At 57.8% G+C, this 13,634-nt stretch carries 6 protein-coding genes; 2 read left to right on the forward strand and 4 right to left on the reverse strand.

Annotation, left to right across the window (positions count from 1 at the left end):
• Positions 1-284: 284 nt before the first annotated feature.
• The gene (locus tag ACYP2A_RS08345; protein ID WP_459744337.1) at positions 285-5,426 is read right to left on the reverse strand and encodes a RecQ family ATP-dependent DNA helicase; all 5,142 of its coding nucleotides are present in this window, start codon (positions 5,424-5,426) and stop codon (positions 285-287) included.
• Between the two features lie 353 nt (positions 5,427-5,779).
• Here ACYP2A_RS08345 and ACYP2A_RS08350 point away from each other — a divergent pair, with 353 nt between their 5' ends.
• Complete coding sequence (locus tag ACYP2A_RS08350) at positions 5,780-6,103, forward strand: type II toxin-antitoxin system PrlF family antitoxin (RefSeq protein ID WP_459744610.1); 324 nt, start codon at positions 5,780-5,782, stop codon at positions 6,101-6,103.
• 261 nt (positions 6,104-6,364) lie between these two features.
• Positions 6,365-6,730: a hypothetical protein gene (locus ACYP2A_RS08355; RefSeq protein ID WP_459744338.1), complete on the forward strand. Its 366-nt coding sequence runs from the start codon at positions 6,365-6,367 to the stop codon at positions 6,728-6,730.
• A 73-nt stretch (positions 6,731-6,803) separates the two neighbouring features.
• Here ACYP2A_RS08355 and ACYP2A_RS08360 read toward each other — a convergent pair whose 3' ends face one another.
• The 3 genes from ACYP2A_RS08360 to ACYP2A_RS08370 all read right to left on the reverse strand — a co-directional run bounded on the left by ACYP2A_RS08360 (position 6,804) and on the right by ACYP2A_RS08370 (position 13,532).
• On the reverse strand, positions 6,804-10,100 hold the full coding sequence (locus tag ACYP2A_RS08360; RefSeq protein WP_459744612.1) for a PAS domain S-box protein: 3,297 nt from the start codon (positions 10,098-10,100) through the stop codon (positions 6,804-6,806).
• Positions 10,101-10,303: 203 nt separating this feature from the next.
• A complete protein-coding gene (locus ACYP2A_RS08365) occupies positions 10,304-11,944 on the reverse strand; it encodes a PAS domain-containing sensor histidine kinase (RefSeq protein ID WP_459744339.1) in 1,641 nt (546 codons plus the stop codon).
• Between the two features lie 127 nt (positions 11,945-12,071).
• The gene (locus ACYP2A_RS08370) at positions 12,072-13,532 is read right to left on the reverse strand and encodes a hypothetical protein (protein ID WP_459744341.1); all 1,461 of its coding nucleotides are present in this window, start codon (positions 13,530-13,532) and stop codon (positions 12,072-12,074) included.
• Positions 13,533-13,634: the final 102 nt, after the last annotated feature.

Consider the following 13,634-nt stretch of genomic DNA (forward strand, 5'->3'; position numbering starts at 1 on the left):
GGGTAAGAGCTTCGTTGGCGCATGGAAATCCTGGCGATAAGGGCGATGGTGTCCGCTTAAAAATACGCGGACACCATCGCCCTTAATGCTGGAGTTCGGTAGGTGTGTTCGCCATCCGCTTACGGTAAAGGTTGTCCTCATATTGAAGAGGAAGCTCTTTCATTAGGCGCCACGACCTGACTGCCGCAGCAAGCACTCAAATCAGGAGCAAACCCTAGCCCTCAGCGATCGAGCGAGATAAGGGTCGTTACCATCTGGCCCACCTATTGAGGTGTCCGGAAACATCAGACCACTATATTTGTTAAGACCCGCCCAGCAATTCTCGGCACGATTAACTCCCACTCCTGCGAGCGATGGTAAGCTCTGAAGGACTCTTCACACTGATCGGAATGCCGAACCAGAACAGCTGCCACTTCACATTCCTCAATCTCAAGGTACAGGTTGAATGACTTTGCTGTGCGGCCAACAGTCTGACCGCTGGCATTCTGAATAAGGTACCTGCCTTCATGGGGTTGAAACGAAAGCGTGTCGCCAGGCTCAAGCGCCGCCAAGACCTTGTGTATTGATGCCGCAGGGTTTTGACGCCCCGCATAATCAAGGTCAATATCCTTCAAAGATAGCTGTAGGTAGCGTTTCTCCAGCTCTGCAAGGTGTTCGCCCTGGAAGGTTCGCCCCATCACCTCCTCGGTAAGTTGGCTGCAAAAAGGATTGCCTTCTGGGTATTCACACAAGGTTAAAGTCTGCTCGGCGCGAGTCATGCCCACATAGTAGAGTCGACGCTCGTCGCTAAGCGTTTCAGGTTGCATGGACCAGCCGCCGTCAAGCACGACTACGTGGCGAAATTCCAAGCCTTTGGCAGAGTGGACAGTGCCCAGGTAGAGGCCCTTTTTAGGTTGCTGACGCAGCTCCCGGAAATAGTCGTAGAGCCAATCGATCAGCATATCGACACTTAGCGGGCATTGCCCGAACTCAGCTGTGAGCTGATCAAAGGCGACGAGCAATATGTCGTACCATTCTGGCCCAAGCTGCCTCTTACTTATGTACGTCCATGTCTCGGAAGCACTCTGCGGCTCAATGATTCCTCTCAATATTTCAACAGCCTGCGCAAAGCCACGTTGGGCGGTGAGAGGTAAGACACCTTCTTTGTCGGCTGCCAGACAATATGGAACGCCGTGAGCTTCACACCAGGCCTGAATGGGTAGCAAATATTGATGGGTGCGGGCTAGCACAGCACACCCTTGCCAATCCTCGCTGTCCAAACTGAGTAGACGCTGTAGTTCCGCCATCGCAGCCTGGGCTTGCAGGTTAGCCCGGGCGTAGCCCTTGGCTTCTATCCTCAGGCGAAGCACACGACCCGCCCGCTCCACGTCAAGGGTTTCCCAGTCGCCGCCTTTCGGCAAGGCGCGACGAACAGTATCGATCTGAATCGGGTGGTCCTTTTTGAGACGTTCGGGGTTGCGACCAATGACCCTGTTGGCAGCATCAATGATGCTGCCGCTAGAGCGGTAGTTGTCGACCAGATAGTTCTTTTTAGCCGAATACTCTTCGCGAAAGCGCTCTATGTAGCGGTTGTTGGTATCGCGCCAGGCATAGATATTCTGATCATCGTCACCGACTGCCAAAATGCACAAACGTCCTTCTTCTTCAGACTTGCGCCCGGCCAATGCACTTACGAGCCGATATTGCAGGTCGTCAATGTCCTGGTATTCGTCAACCAGGATGTAGCGATAGCCTCGCATCAGTTGCTCGCGCAGGTCGTCTTCGCCTTCGACCTGACGCTTGCCTTCAAGCAGCTCAACAGCTTCTTCCATCACCTGGGCCAATCGCCCCTCTTCGAGCGTCTCACCTCGCTCGAAGCGAGTGCCCGTCAAGCGCATCGCCATGCGATGATACGTCATCACGTTGACCCCAAAGGCATCAGGGCCAACCAGCTTGATCAGGCGCTGCTTGATTTCATTGGCGGCGTGACGGTTGAACGTCAGAGCTACGATACAGCGCGCCGGAACGCGCCGAACTCGCAACAGGTAAGCGATTCGATGCACGATCACACGCGTTTTTCCGGAACCGGGCCCCGCCAGAATCAAGCGGTTCACATCATCATCATCGGACACGATAACTCGTTGGGCCGCACTAAGCCTCTCGACAATGCTACGCCAGGACTCCTCACTCGTAGCGAGCTTGAGTACCTCCTCACGGCCTACGAAGTAGCGGCGAATGAACTCCTGCTTGGCTAGCGTGAAATAGTGCTGAACGAGATCCCGAGCCTCTCCCATCGAGCCAAGTCCAACCTCGGCATACTCGCGCATGACGTGAACCTGAATACGTTTTTCTCGATAATGCTCATCAAGACGCTGGTAATCATCCTTCAAGAATCCGGTGCGTTTTTCCCCCTCGACTTCAATCGTCATAGCTCGACGCATGACTGTCATGCCGTGGTTCAGCGTAAGTACCTCCTGCTTGTGCAGGTACAGAAGTACGTGCTCAACTGCCTTGCGACGCTGCGACTCCGGGATTCTGGAACGCAGCTCAAGATCCAGATCAATCAGGCTCATAAGTTCGCCGAACGTAGTGTCCACCAACAGATCTTTGTTGCGTGAGCCCGGCGGTAATTTGCCAATTAAAAACGTGAGGACGACGGCGGCCAAAGCACGTCGACGCTCTCCCAGCCCTTGAATAGCTCTCCAGTTATGCCCGCCGCGGATGCGCAGTTTGAGGAAATCCTGAGTGATCTGGCGCAGTTCGAAACTGCTGCGCTGCTGGCTATCGCAATCGTGATCCTGGGCCAAGCTGCGCAGCAGTCGCAGCACGTGAAGCGGTATCAGGTCGTTGTTGCCAGAAGCTGTTTTGAGGGTCGCGGTCAACAGAGGCACGTTAAGATCCTGCCATTCTCCGTTCTCGGCCTCTGGCGCCAGCTCCTGCAGCAGGTCGAATAAGGCAGACTCGAGCTGTAAGGTGGCTTGCAGACGTTGAGTGGAAGGGAACACGACACCATGTCGGACGTACAAAGTCAGCTTAGAGTCGTTAACCAAAAGCCCCAACTCCTCCATCTGCCGCAGTGTCGCGGTGACTTCTTCGGACGTGAGACTTGTCAGAGCCATCAAGGCGTCGGTGTTGATTCGCTCGTCGGCATTCGCCTCGTACAGATAACTCAGAATGGCCCCGAACTCTTCGAGCCGCCTGGCCGATAACCTGGCGGTAGCCAGACGCTTATCGGCCTCCTCCTTGGTCAGCTTCAGGCTTGCCGGAAAGATTTGAGTTTGGTTCTCCTCCCGTTTTAAAAACATCCCTCGCTCAAGCCAGGACACTGCCGTGACCACCTTGGTTTCAGCATCGCGCTCTCCGGCTTCAAAGCTAGTATCAACATGCTCATCCATCAGTACCTCACCGGCCGTGATGACAAGCCTGCTGCCCTTGCGTCGGTCGCTCTCCTTGCGCAATTTGCGCAGGATTTGCTGGATATCACGCAGGGTCAGTTTGGAGCCTTCGCACATCCCGAACTGGTTTTCGATGTCCTGAGCGTCATACAGAAGCACGCACCGAGCCTGCCCTTGATCGCGACCGGCGCGACCGGCTTCTTGTAAGTAGTTCTCTAGCGACCCCGGAATATCAGCATGTATCACCAGGCGAATATCGGGTTTGTCGACACCCATGCCAAAAGCGTTGGTGGCCACGATAATCTTCAGTTCCCCACCCTTGAAGGCATCCTGAATATCTTTTTTTTCATGTGGCTCAAGCCCTGCATGGAAGTACTTGCAAGCCCATCCGTGGCCGATCAAAAAGTCTGCAAGCTCTTCAGCACCTTTTCGGCTTGAAACGAATATCACCGCGCCCCCCTCGCGGGCGCCTAGTTCTTCTTCAAGTAACGCCTGAGTATGGTGGCGTTTCTCTGACCGAGTACACGGCAGGACTTCGAAGTGCAGATTGGTACGCTCGTGAGTACCAATAAATTGCTTGAAGGTGATACCCAGCTGTTCTTTGAAATGCTGCTCGATATCATCAAGCACATCAGGTTTGGCCGTAGCCGTAAAGCAGCCGATCGCCGCAAGCGGACCGTCACCCGTGAACTGTTTGATGAAACGCGAGACATAGAGGTAATCCGGGCGAAAATCTGCACCCCATTTGGACAAGCAATGCGCCTCGTCGAAAATCCAGGCACCGACCTGGCGCTGGGAGATCGCGCGGCGAAAAGCCATATTGCGAAACTGCTCGGGGGAGACCAGCAGAATTCCCACATCGCCTAACTGGATTTTCTCCAGCACCTCGGCCCGCTCGGGCATGGTCAACAGCCCATTCAAAGTTGCAGCGCATTGGACGTTACGAGCAAGTAGCCCGTCGACCTGATCTTTCATCAGCGACTGCAACGGCGAAATGATGATCGTCAAGCTGCCGTTGCGATGAAAGCGGTTAAGCGCCGGCAACTGATAGCACAAGGATTTTCCGCCCCCTGTCGCAAGAATCGCGAGCACGTGCCTGCCCTGCATGCCCGCCAGCACCACGTCATGCTGTAAGGAACGCCCGTCTGGCTCGGTCCGAAAATCCTGAATGGGAGCGAAGTAACGCCTGAGCTCGTGGCGGGGATCATGTGTGGTACAGCAATAGTCGCAGTGGTTTTCTCCGCAGGGAACGTCACGCAATTCGGCAATCAACTTACCGGTTGCAGGAAATTGGTGGCGTACCCAAGGCGCCAGAACCGAGTTGCCGCCCGAGACGCGTAGCCAGGCCAGCGCATAAGCAAGTGGCCAACGCTGGCTGTCATCCATGAGATCGCTTTGCAACAACTGATTCAACCGGGTACTGCAAACCTTGGAAGTACGCGTCAACGCCGGGTCAGTTTCCCTGAGTAGCTCAGGAATCAGGTAACGCAGTTCTGTGACGGGGCTAGGCTCCTGACCGGTGATCGAGGTGAAGAACGCCCCCAGGTCGCTATTGGGTATTGGAGCGAGTAGCGCTTGGTAGCAGAGCAGTTCTGATCGGAGCTTAATACTCAGATCTTCGAACGCTCGCCGCTGATCATTGAACAATGCCAATGTTGAACGGCAATCAGACAGTGGTGAATTGAGGCTGTCACGAATGAGTTTGTAGTCTTTGACCAGCCGATGATACGGGTTTTGCGGAAAAGCCAAAGGCGACAGGAGTAGTGTGTCTACTACCGGTAATTGGTGTAAAGCCAGATGCGCGGCTTGCTCTTGCAGTATCGGCAAGTCATGGCCGATAACATTATGACCCAGTACAAAACCAGCCCCCTGCCCTAGGCGATCAAGGGCCTCGAGGGCTGCAGGGAGGTCCTTGTCGACTTTACGCTCAAGCGCCTCTTCAATATCCGGACGCATCGCACCGACCATGAAGATGCGGTCAGTTTGATCGAGCTTACCTGGGACGACTTCCAGGTCAAAAATAAGGCTTTTGGGTTGATCCGGTGAAAGCATTTGAACAGCATCCTTGCAATAAACTTCTCGCGTAGTGGCATTTTAAAGGCAAATGGCCCGGCACGGATAGCTTCACGAGATCGCGGTGATATTCAAATAGATAGAGGGTGTTGAGAAACAGGATTGTTGGCATCGACGCCAACTGGTAAATATCCAGCGTTGATAATGATTTGCAAGGCAGGAGCCTGGGGCAGTGAAGTTTCGGTAACTGGGTCAAACCTGCATTGGCGATAACAGCACTTGCTTTTCCAGCTGAACCTGACAGCCGACCAAGCCGCTCAACGGCCAGGATTCCGGTAGCGCTCCAAAAACCCGGATGACACCTGGGCCCTACTCAAATAGAACGCTTAAAAATCCAGCCAACACTCAACACCACGCTGACTTCAAAAGGCCAGGTCACCCTGCCAAAATCCGTTCGCCAGCTACTGGGCTTGGATACCGGTGGCAAAATCACATTCGATGTGCGCGCAGGTGAAGTCGTGGTCAGCCGTGTGGAAGCCATTCACGAAGACCCCGCCATCGGCGCATTCCTGGGTTTGCTGGAGGCTGACATCCGCAGCGGGCGCAACCTCACCAAGCTGCCGGAGGACCTGACGCAAAGCATGCTCGCCAACGCAAGCCACGATTTGAATCCGACGACTGAGTGGCTATATGTGGACAACTTCACATCTGCCTGAATGCGCGCGCCACCCAATACGATGAAAAAGAAGGCAAGTGGCACACCGCTGGTCGGCAAACCCCGAGAACAGCAAGCGTCATGATGCTGACACCTGCCAGTAACCGTTGCCAAGTGGCTGTTGCACAACAGGATGTGCTACAGCCCTCAGAGGGCTACGCCAGAGCACTGCACAGGCCGATAAATGGCGCTATGCCAGCTTTTTGGGATCCCATAATCTCAGGATTCGCAAGACGCGCCATCTCATCAGCAGGAAGCACCGATGAATATTCAAGCACTCTGGCTGGCCTTATTGATCCCCGCATGTGTGACACAAGCGGCTCTGACTCAGGCAGCAGAAACGCCCATCAACATTCCTCACGACCCCTATGCCCGGTATGCCTTGCTGGAAAAATCCGGCCATATCCAGCAACGCGTGGTAGTGACCCGACGGGAAGGCTTGCTGGGAGTGTTGTATTCACGGCATGTCTACAACTGCAGCAGCCACACCGTCGCCTTGCTTGGCACCGGCGAAAGCCTGGAGAGCCTCGACACAGCCCGCCCGCTCAGCGGCATGCTGCCGGTGGTCGAGAACTCTACGGCGTATTACCTCCAGAACGAGGCGTGCAGCGAAGGCAGCCAGACCTGACTCGGGTGTGTCGCAGGTCCGTGTCGACCAGCGAAGACACGCGTGACAACACGCAAAGCTGCTCTGGCCCCTATCAAGACTCACCCCCAAGCTGCAACAGGCTCGCCGCCAGGTCGTCCTTGCGAAACGGCTTGGCAAGCCGTGGAAGATCCGGGTCAAGCCCTTCACGTTCGGCATAGCCAGAGACAATGAGAATCGCAGTACCCGGCCTGGAAGTACTGACCACCCTGGCCAGATCGGTTCCGCTCATGCCCGGCATCAGGTGGTCGGTGACGAGCAGGTCGAATGGCTGCCCGGTGTCGAGCAGTTGCAACGCCTCCTCGCCAGATGCGGCCTCGATCACCCGGTAGCCCAGTTCGGCCAGCATGTACGAGGTGCTTGCACGTACCAGTTCTTCATCGTCGACCAGCAGCGCGACTCCGTGCGCCCCTTGTCGCTCTGCCGCCTCGACAGTGCGCAAGGCCGCTGCCGGCACTGTCAGGCTGCGCGGCAGCCAAAGCTCTACGTTCGTCCCCAGACCGGGCGAGCTGCGGATCGTCAGCGCGCCGTTCAACTGGGATGCCAGCCCGTGCACCATCGAGAGGCCGAGCCCGGTCCCCTTGCCTACGCCCTTGGTCGAAAAGAACGGTTCCACCGCCCGGGCGAGCGTGGCCGCGTCCATACCCGTGCCGGTGTCTGCGACAGACAGGCAGACATAGTCGCCTGCCGGAAGCCTGGAACGGTGACCGGTGCGGATAAGCTCGGCACTGGCCGATATCCGTATCGTTCCCCCTTCAAGCATTGCGTCGCGCGCGTTCACAGAGAGGTTCAGAAGGGCCATTTCGAGCTGGTTGGGATCTGCCATCGCCGCCGGCAGATGCTCCGGGGCGTCGACCACGACCTTGATTTGCGGACCGGTCGTGCTGGCGACCAGATCGCCCATGTCGCTCACCAGCTTCGCTACATCGACCGGAACCGCCTGCAGCGGTTGACGGCGGGCGAAGGCCAGCAATCGCTGCACCAGCGTCTTGGCGCGATCGGCCGATTGCACGGCACCGCAAATCAGGCGCTGTTCTCGTTCGCCGCCCACGCCTTTTCGTTGCAGCATGTCGAGCGTGCCGACGATCGGGGTGAGCAGGTTGTTGAAGTCGTGGGCTACGCCGCCGGTCAGTTGCCCCATGGCCTCCATCTTCTGGCTCTGGCGCAACGCCTGCTGGACCTCTTCGCGCTCGGCGATGGCCTGGGTGATCCGTGCTTCGAGTGTGGCATTGAGCTCGCGCAGCTCCTCTTCGGCGACCTTGCGGGGGGTCACATCAACCGCCGTACCGGTGAAGCGCAAGCAACGATCGGCGGCATCGAACACCGCCCGGCCCTTGGCCGCCACCCAGCGGACAACGCCATCTTCCTTGCCAATCGTTCGATAGTCGACTTCATAGAGTGCGCGGCGCTCCGGGTCGACGGCCGCCGCGAAGGCATTGATCGTCGCGTCTCGATCCTCTGGATGCAAGCCGCCATAGAAGTCGTGCAAGGTCACCGGTACATCCGCCGAAATACCAAACATCGCCTTGGTCTGTGACGGCCAGATCAGCGTGTCATGAACGAAATCCACGTCCCAGAAGCCAATATCGGCATGGTCGACAGCCAGGCGCAGCCGCTCTTCGCTCTCGCGCAGACGCATCTCGGCGCCCACCCGTTCGACATGCGCCCAGCAACGCTCGACGACTTCCCTGACCAGCGAGATCTCGTACGGGGACCAGTCACGCGGCTGGTTTTGATGAACCGCCATCATGGCCGTCAGCCGGCCATTCTTTACCAGCGGGCAGCAGATGATCGCGTCGACGCCGATGGCCTGAAAGGTCTCACGCCCTTCACCGCGGCCAAACTCTGCGCTGACATCGCGTACGATCAAGGCACGCCCGGCACGCATGTCAGCGGCAGCACGCGGGCCAAAAAGGTCGAGGCTGTAGGTTCCGACCGAACTCTGGATACCGGGCGCGTTGTAGTCACTGCGAATCCAGAACCGGTCATGATCGATATCGACATCCGCATAGGCGCAGCGCGACACGTTCAGTTTCAGTCCAAGCAACCCGGTCGCTGCGAGCATTGCATCTTCGGCATGGCGAATGCCGAAAAGCCGGCTGTCGAGCTCATCAAAAAAGCGCAGGCGCGCCGCGCTCTCTTGCAGCGCCGCTTGCGCCTGATGCTCGGTCGTACTGTCGCGGAAGATCTTCACAAAGCCGCCATGGTCCATCGCGAGCGGCATCATCAGCCCGGAGCCCCAGAACTGCGTACCATTTTTGCGTACGTGCCAGCGTTCGTTGACGGCCCGACCCTGATTGCGGGCGGTTTCAAGCTCGCTGCGGAACACGTGCCCGGTCTGGTCCATGTCTGTGTAGAAGAGGTCGCCGTTGCGACCCACGACCTCCTCGGCGCGGTATCCGACGATGCGTTGGGCACCGATGTTCCAGCTTGTCACCGATCCTTGTGCATCGAAGGTGATAATCGCGAAGTCTTCTGCGCCCTCGATGATCTGGCGGTAGCGCGCCTCACCGATGCGGATCGCAGCCTTCGCCCGGGCACGGTGCACCACCAGCCCGACCGTCTGCACAACGAAGTCGACGATCTCGATATCCGCCGGCAGCGGCTCGCGCAGTTCAGGGTGGTACAGGGCAAACGTGCCGAGCAGCGTGTTCTGGGCCGAACGGATCGGGATTGACCAGCAGGCTTGCAGACCATGCCCGATGGCATCGGTGCAGGCGCCCGGCAGGCCAGGTGCTGCGCAATACTCCAGGCCCCGGCCCTCCTCATCCAGCAGCAGGATGGCCCCAAGAAAACGCGATGTGGACAGCGCTTCGACCTCGCGGACGATGGCATCCAGCGCGACATTGAGGGGGGTCTCTTCGACGGCCAGTTTCAGAATGCGGTTCTGTGCATCCCCCAGTGCAGCCGCACGATTGCGTGCCTGGGTAAGGCGGGCATTCTCGATGGCAATCGTCGCCAGACGCGCCAGGCTTTCGAGCAAATTGATCGTGTCGTGATCGGGGGGGCTAGCGTGTGACCAGTAAGCGCCGAGCGCCGCGACCGGTACAGGCCGGCCTATGGGCACCATGACCAGGCTACGGACGAACGTTGGCGCATAGGCGTCCTGCGGGATGCGCGGATCGAGCCGGACGTCAGCGATGGCGACGGTCTCACCGTGGTGCATCACCCATCCCGAGATGCAGTGGTCGGCCGCAAACGTCTGGCCTTGCCAGAGTGGCGAGACAGCATCTTCGGCCACATAAGAACAGCGCCCGTCATTTTCAATGACGACCGCGATGCCTTGCGCTCCGACAGTGGCACGTGCCGTGTCGCGGAGCACGGCGACAACCTCGTCCACCGACCCTGCCATGACCAGTCGCTCACTGGCATTCAGTACACGGGACAAGCGCTCGTCACCGCCTGGATCTAGCGCAACTGTAGACAAACAAATCTCCCAACGACTGCCACAGAGGCTCTTGTCCACGGACGGGTTCAACATGAATGTGGTGAAAGAAGGATTATATAGGGCATCCCGTCTCGGCATGGCCCAATTTTAACGTCTTGCCAGGACGGCTAGCGCCTCAGCAGCTCCAACGGCGGTGCCGTTTCCGGGAAAAACAGCGTAAAGGTACTGCCTTCACCAACGGTGCTTTTCACACTGATATCGCCGCCTGATTGTTTCGCGAAGCCAAAAACCTGAGACAGGCCCAGACCGGTACCGTGCCCAACGCTTTTGGTGGTAAAAAACGGCTCAAAGATTTTTTCCAGGTGCTCGGCCGCAATGCCGCTGCCGGTATCGATGACCGAGACGGCAACATACCTTGCCTCCACAGCGGGATGTGTCCGTATGGGCGGCAACCGCTCCAGTGCCTCGACGCGCAGCGTAAGCGTGCCACTGCCTCGCATGGCATCACGCGCATTGAGGGCCAGGTTGACCACGGCGGTTTCGAACTGGCTGGGGTCGGCCTTGATGAAATGTCTGGCTTGCGGCACATCGATAACCATCTCGACCTGAGAGCCCACCAGGGTCGCGATCAGCTCTGTCAACGCCGTCACACCGTCACCCGCGACAAAATCCACAGGTGTCAGTGCTTGTCGCCTGGCAAATGCGAGAAGCTGGGACGTCACCCTGGCAGCCCGCTCGACCGCTTCAGAAATGACGGAAACGTACCGGGCATGTCTATCGCGGGAAAGATCGGGGCGTTTCAGCAAATCGGCTGACGATCTGATAACCGTCAGCAGATTATTGAAATCGTGAGCCACGCCCCCCGTGAGTTGGCCGATAGCTTCGAGCTTCTGGGACTGATGCAGTGCATCTTCAGCCTTGGCCAATGCCATCGCGGCGTCATGTTCTGCAGTGAAATCGCGCCCTACCGCATTGATCTGTTCGGCGTCGGGCTTGGTCGACCAGGAAATCCAGCGGTAATGACCGTCCTTGTGACGATAACGATTATCGAACCGCAAATACGCATGCCCGGTAGCCGACTCACTGGCGCCCTTCTTTGTATGGTCCATGTCGTCGGGATGAATCAGCTCGAAAAGGCTTGTTCCAAGCAGTTCGGACTGTTGCCATCCCAGGACCTCTGTCCAGGCAGGATTGACCGCTGTGATGACACCGTCGAATGTGCACCGCAGCATGATGTCCGAAGACAGTAGCCAAAGGCTGTTGCGATCTGCAGTGCGCTGGGTAATTTCGGCTTCGAGTCGAGCGTTCAACTCCGATAACTGCGCGAAAGCCTGCGTACGCTCTGCTTGTGCCCTGTCTCTTTCCCTGTCCGCCATGACTTGCTGGGTCATTTCAGTGGCCAGCAGTAACACGCCGGCAAAATTCCCTTGCTCGCCCTGGATAGGCGAGAAGCTGTAAGTCCAGACGGTCTCCTCGTCTCTGCCATGGCGGCGCATGACCATTGCCAGATTCTCGATTGCAAACCCCTCGCCCGTCTCCCGTACGCGGGCAACCTGAGGGCTGAGGATCGGTGCAATGTCGGTGAGCACATCCGGCATGGGTTTGCCGAACGCCCACGGATGGCGCTCTCCCAGGGCCAGGCCGTAGGCATCGTTGTACAGCAGCCATTGCTGTTCACCCCAATACAAGGCGGCAATGCCTTTGGCGTTGAGCACCAGTGACAAAGCGACTCGCAGCGACTGAGGCCAGGCGTTGTAATCTCCCAAGGGGGTTTGCGACCAATCCGTTGCCCGCAAGCGTTCGCCCATTTCACCGCCGCCTCTGATGGGCGGTACGGCTACGAATGAATCTGTCGGGTGCATGGGCATGCTCGTTTGAATCATGGAAGGTCTTGCTGAGACTTCACCCAGGCTTGTTAAGTTCTGGCTGAATGACTCAAGCCGGGCTGAGCCAGAACGCCTCCTTGCCTTGCAGCCCGATTGCCACCCGCCCATCCTTGCGCACCTTCAGTACCGACTTTTTGTACACCTGCTGCTCGTCCTTGAAATACTTGCCCGTAGCCCAGTACGCCCGGCCCTCGTGATCGTATGCAACGAAATGGCCGTCCGGTTGCAGCATCAAGCGTCCCGCCCTGACCTTTTCCCGGTCCGCTGCCGCCCATACCACTTTATTGTCAGCGGTTCTGACCAGCTGCACTGCGCCGTCGTAGCGGTAGTACAGGCGATAAATATCCCCCTCAGACTTCAAATAGCTGTCTGGCGTGAGGTGTTCGTCCACCAGCAATTGCTGGCGCGTGCGAACAGCCGAGGAGTAGACGTCGATATGAAATTGCTGGACTTCATCGTAAGGGGTCGCCGCCCGCTTGCCATCCAGCCGGCGCGGCGCGCCTTGTCGGGCAGAGTGAGAAATCAGGCGAAGGTCATGGGAGGGGTCATTTTCCCGTCCCTTGAACTGCAGGTTGAAGACCTTGAATCTATGGTTCCAGGTAACTTTCCATCCGCCGTCAGCTTCTTTCCAGTCCTTGATTGTGTGGGTACCCTCGCCACCCGGTTGCAGAATCAGGCCCGATACGGCGTGCTTGAGACGAAAGCGGTGGTCAATGTGCGGGTTGAGAATCAACGGCTCGATCGGCTCCAGGCGCCACTCCTGGAGTTGCTCGGTCATGTAGGTACCTTTGTTGCCGTCAGGCCGGAAGCCCTCGCCTTCGAGCGCGGAATGCAGCGACACCGCCGCGCCACCGGCCATACCCTGGTGTTCCTGCGCCAGTTCCAGAAGCAGGTTCTCGACCTGTTCAGGAAGCCAATGAGTGAATTCGCGTTGCTGTTTTTCCAGTTCGGTCTGGAAGTTCTCCAGCTCCCGGGTCAACCTGAACGGCGTGCACGGGTCACGGTCAACCATGCGCAACAGGAACTGCGCCTTGACCTGCGCCAGATAGAAGCGGACATAAGAGAATTTCATGGCGTAGAAAAACGACACGAAATCGCGCCGGGACTGATCCTGGAAAAAATCTTCAAGGAAATACTGCCGGTAGTTGTTGCTGAGCAGCATCTGGAGCTTTTTGAGATCAGCCCCGACCTCGCTGACGATCCGGCTTGCAAGGCAGCCCAGACGTCCCAGCGCCAGTACCCGGTCGGCGGCGCCTTGCAAGCCTCCCGCGGCCTGCTCTCTGATACCCGCGAGCAGTCTGGCGATCAGGCTGTCGTATTCGCGGTAGATGGACTCGATGTTATGAAGCGCGGGGGCAATCTGGTACTTCGAGAGATCCAGGCGATACAGGTCGGCCTGACGGCGGACCTGCTCGATCCGTAAACGGGCCCTGTCCAGTTTTGCCAGGCGGCGCTCCAGCATTTCACTGACCCGGTGAGGCTCACTGAAGCCGTGATCTTGCAACAGCACATCCCAGACGCCTTCGACAGCGGCGGGCAACTGCGCAAGGCCGGTATCCTCGGCCAGTTCTGCGGCGCCAATCCGGATACCGTAATGAAGCGGAGAATTGAT

The sequence above is a fragment of the Pseudomonas sp. 3A(2025) genome, from assembly GCF_054589175.1.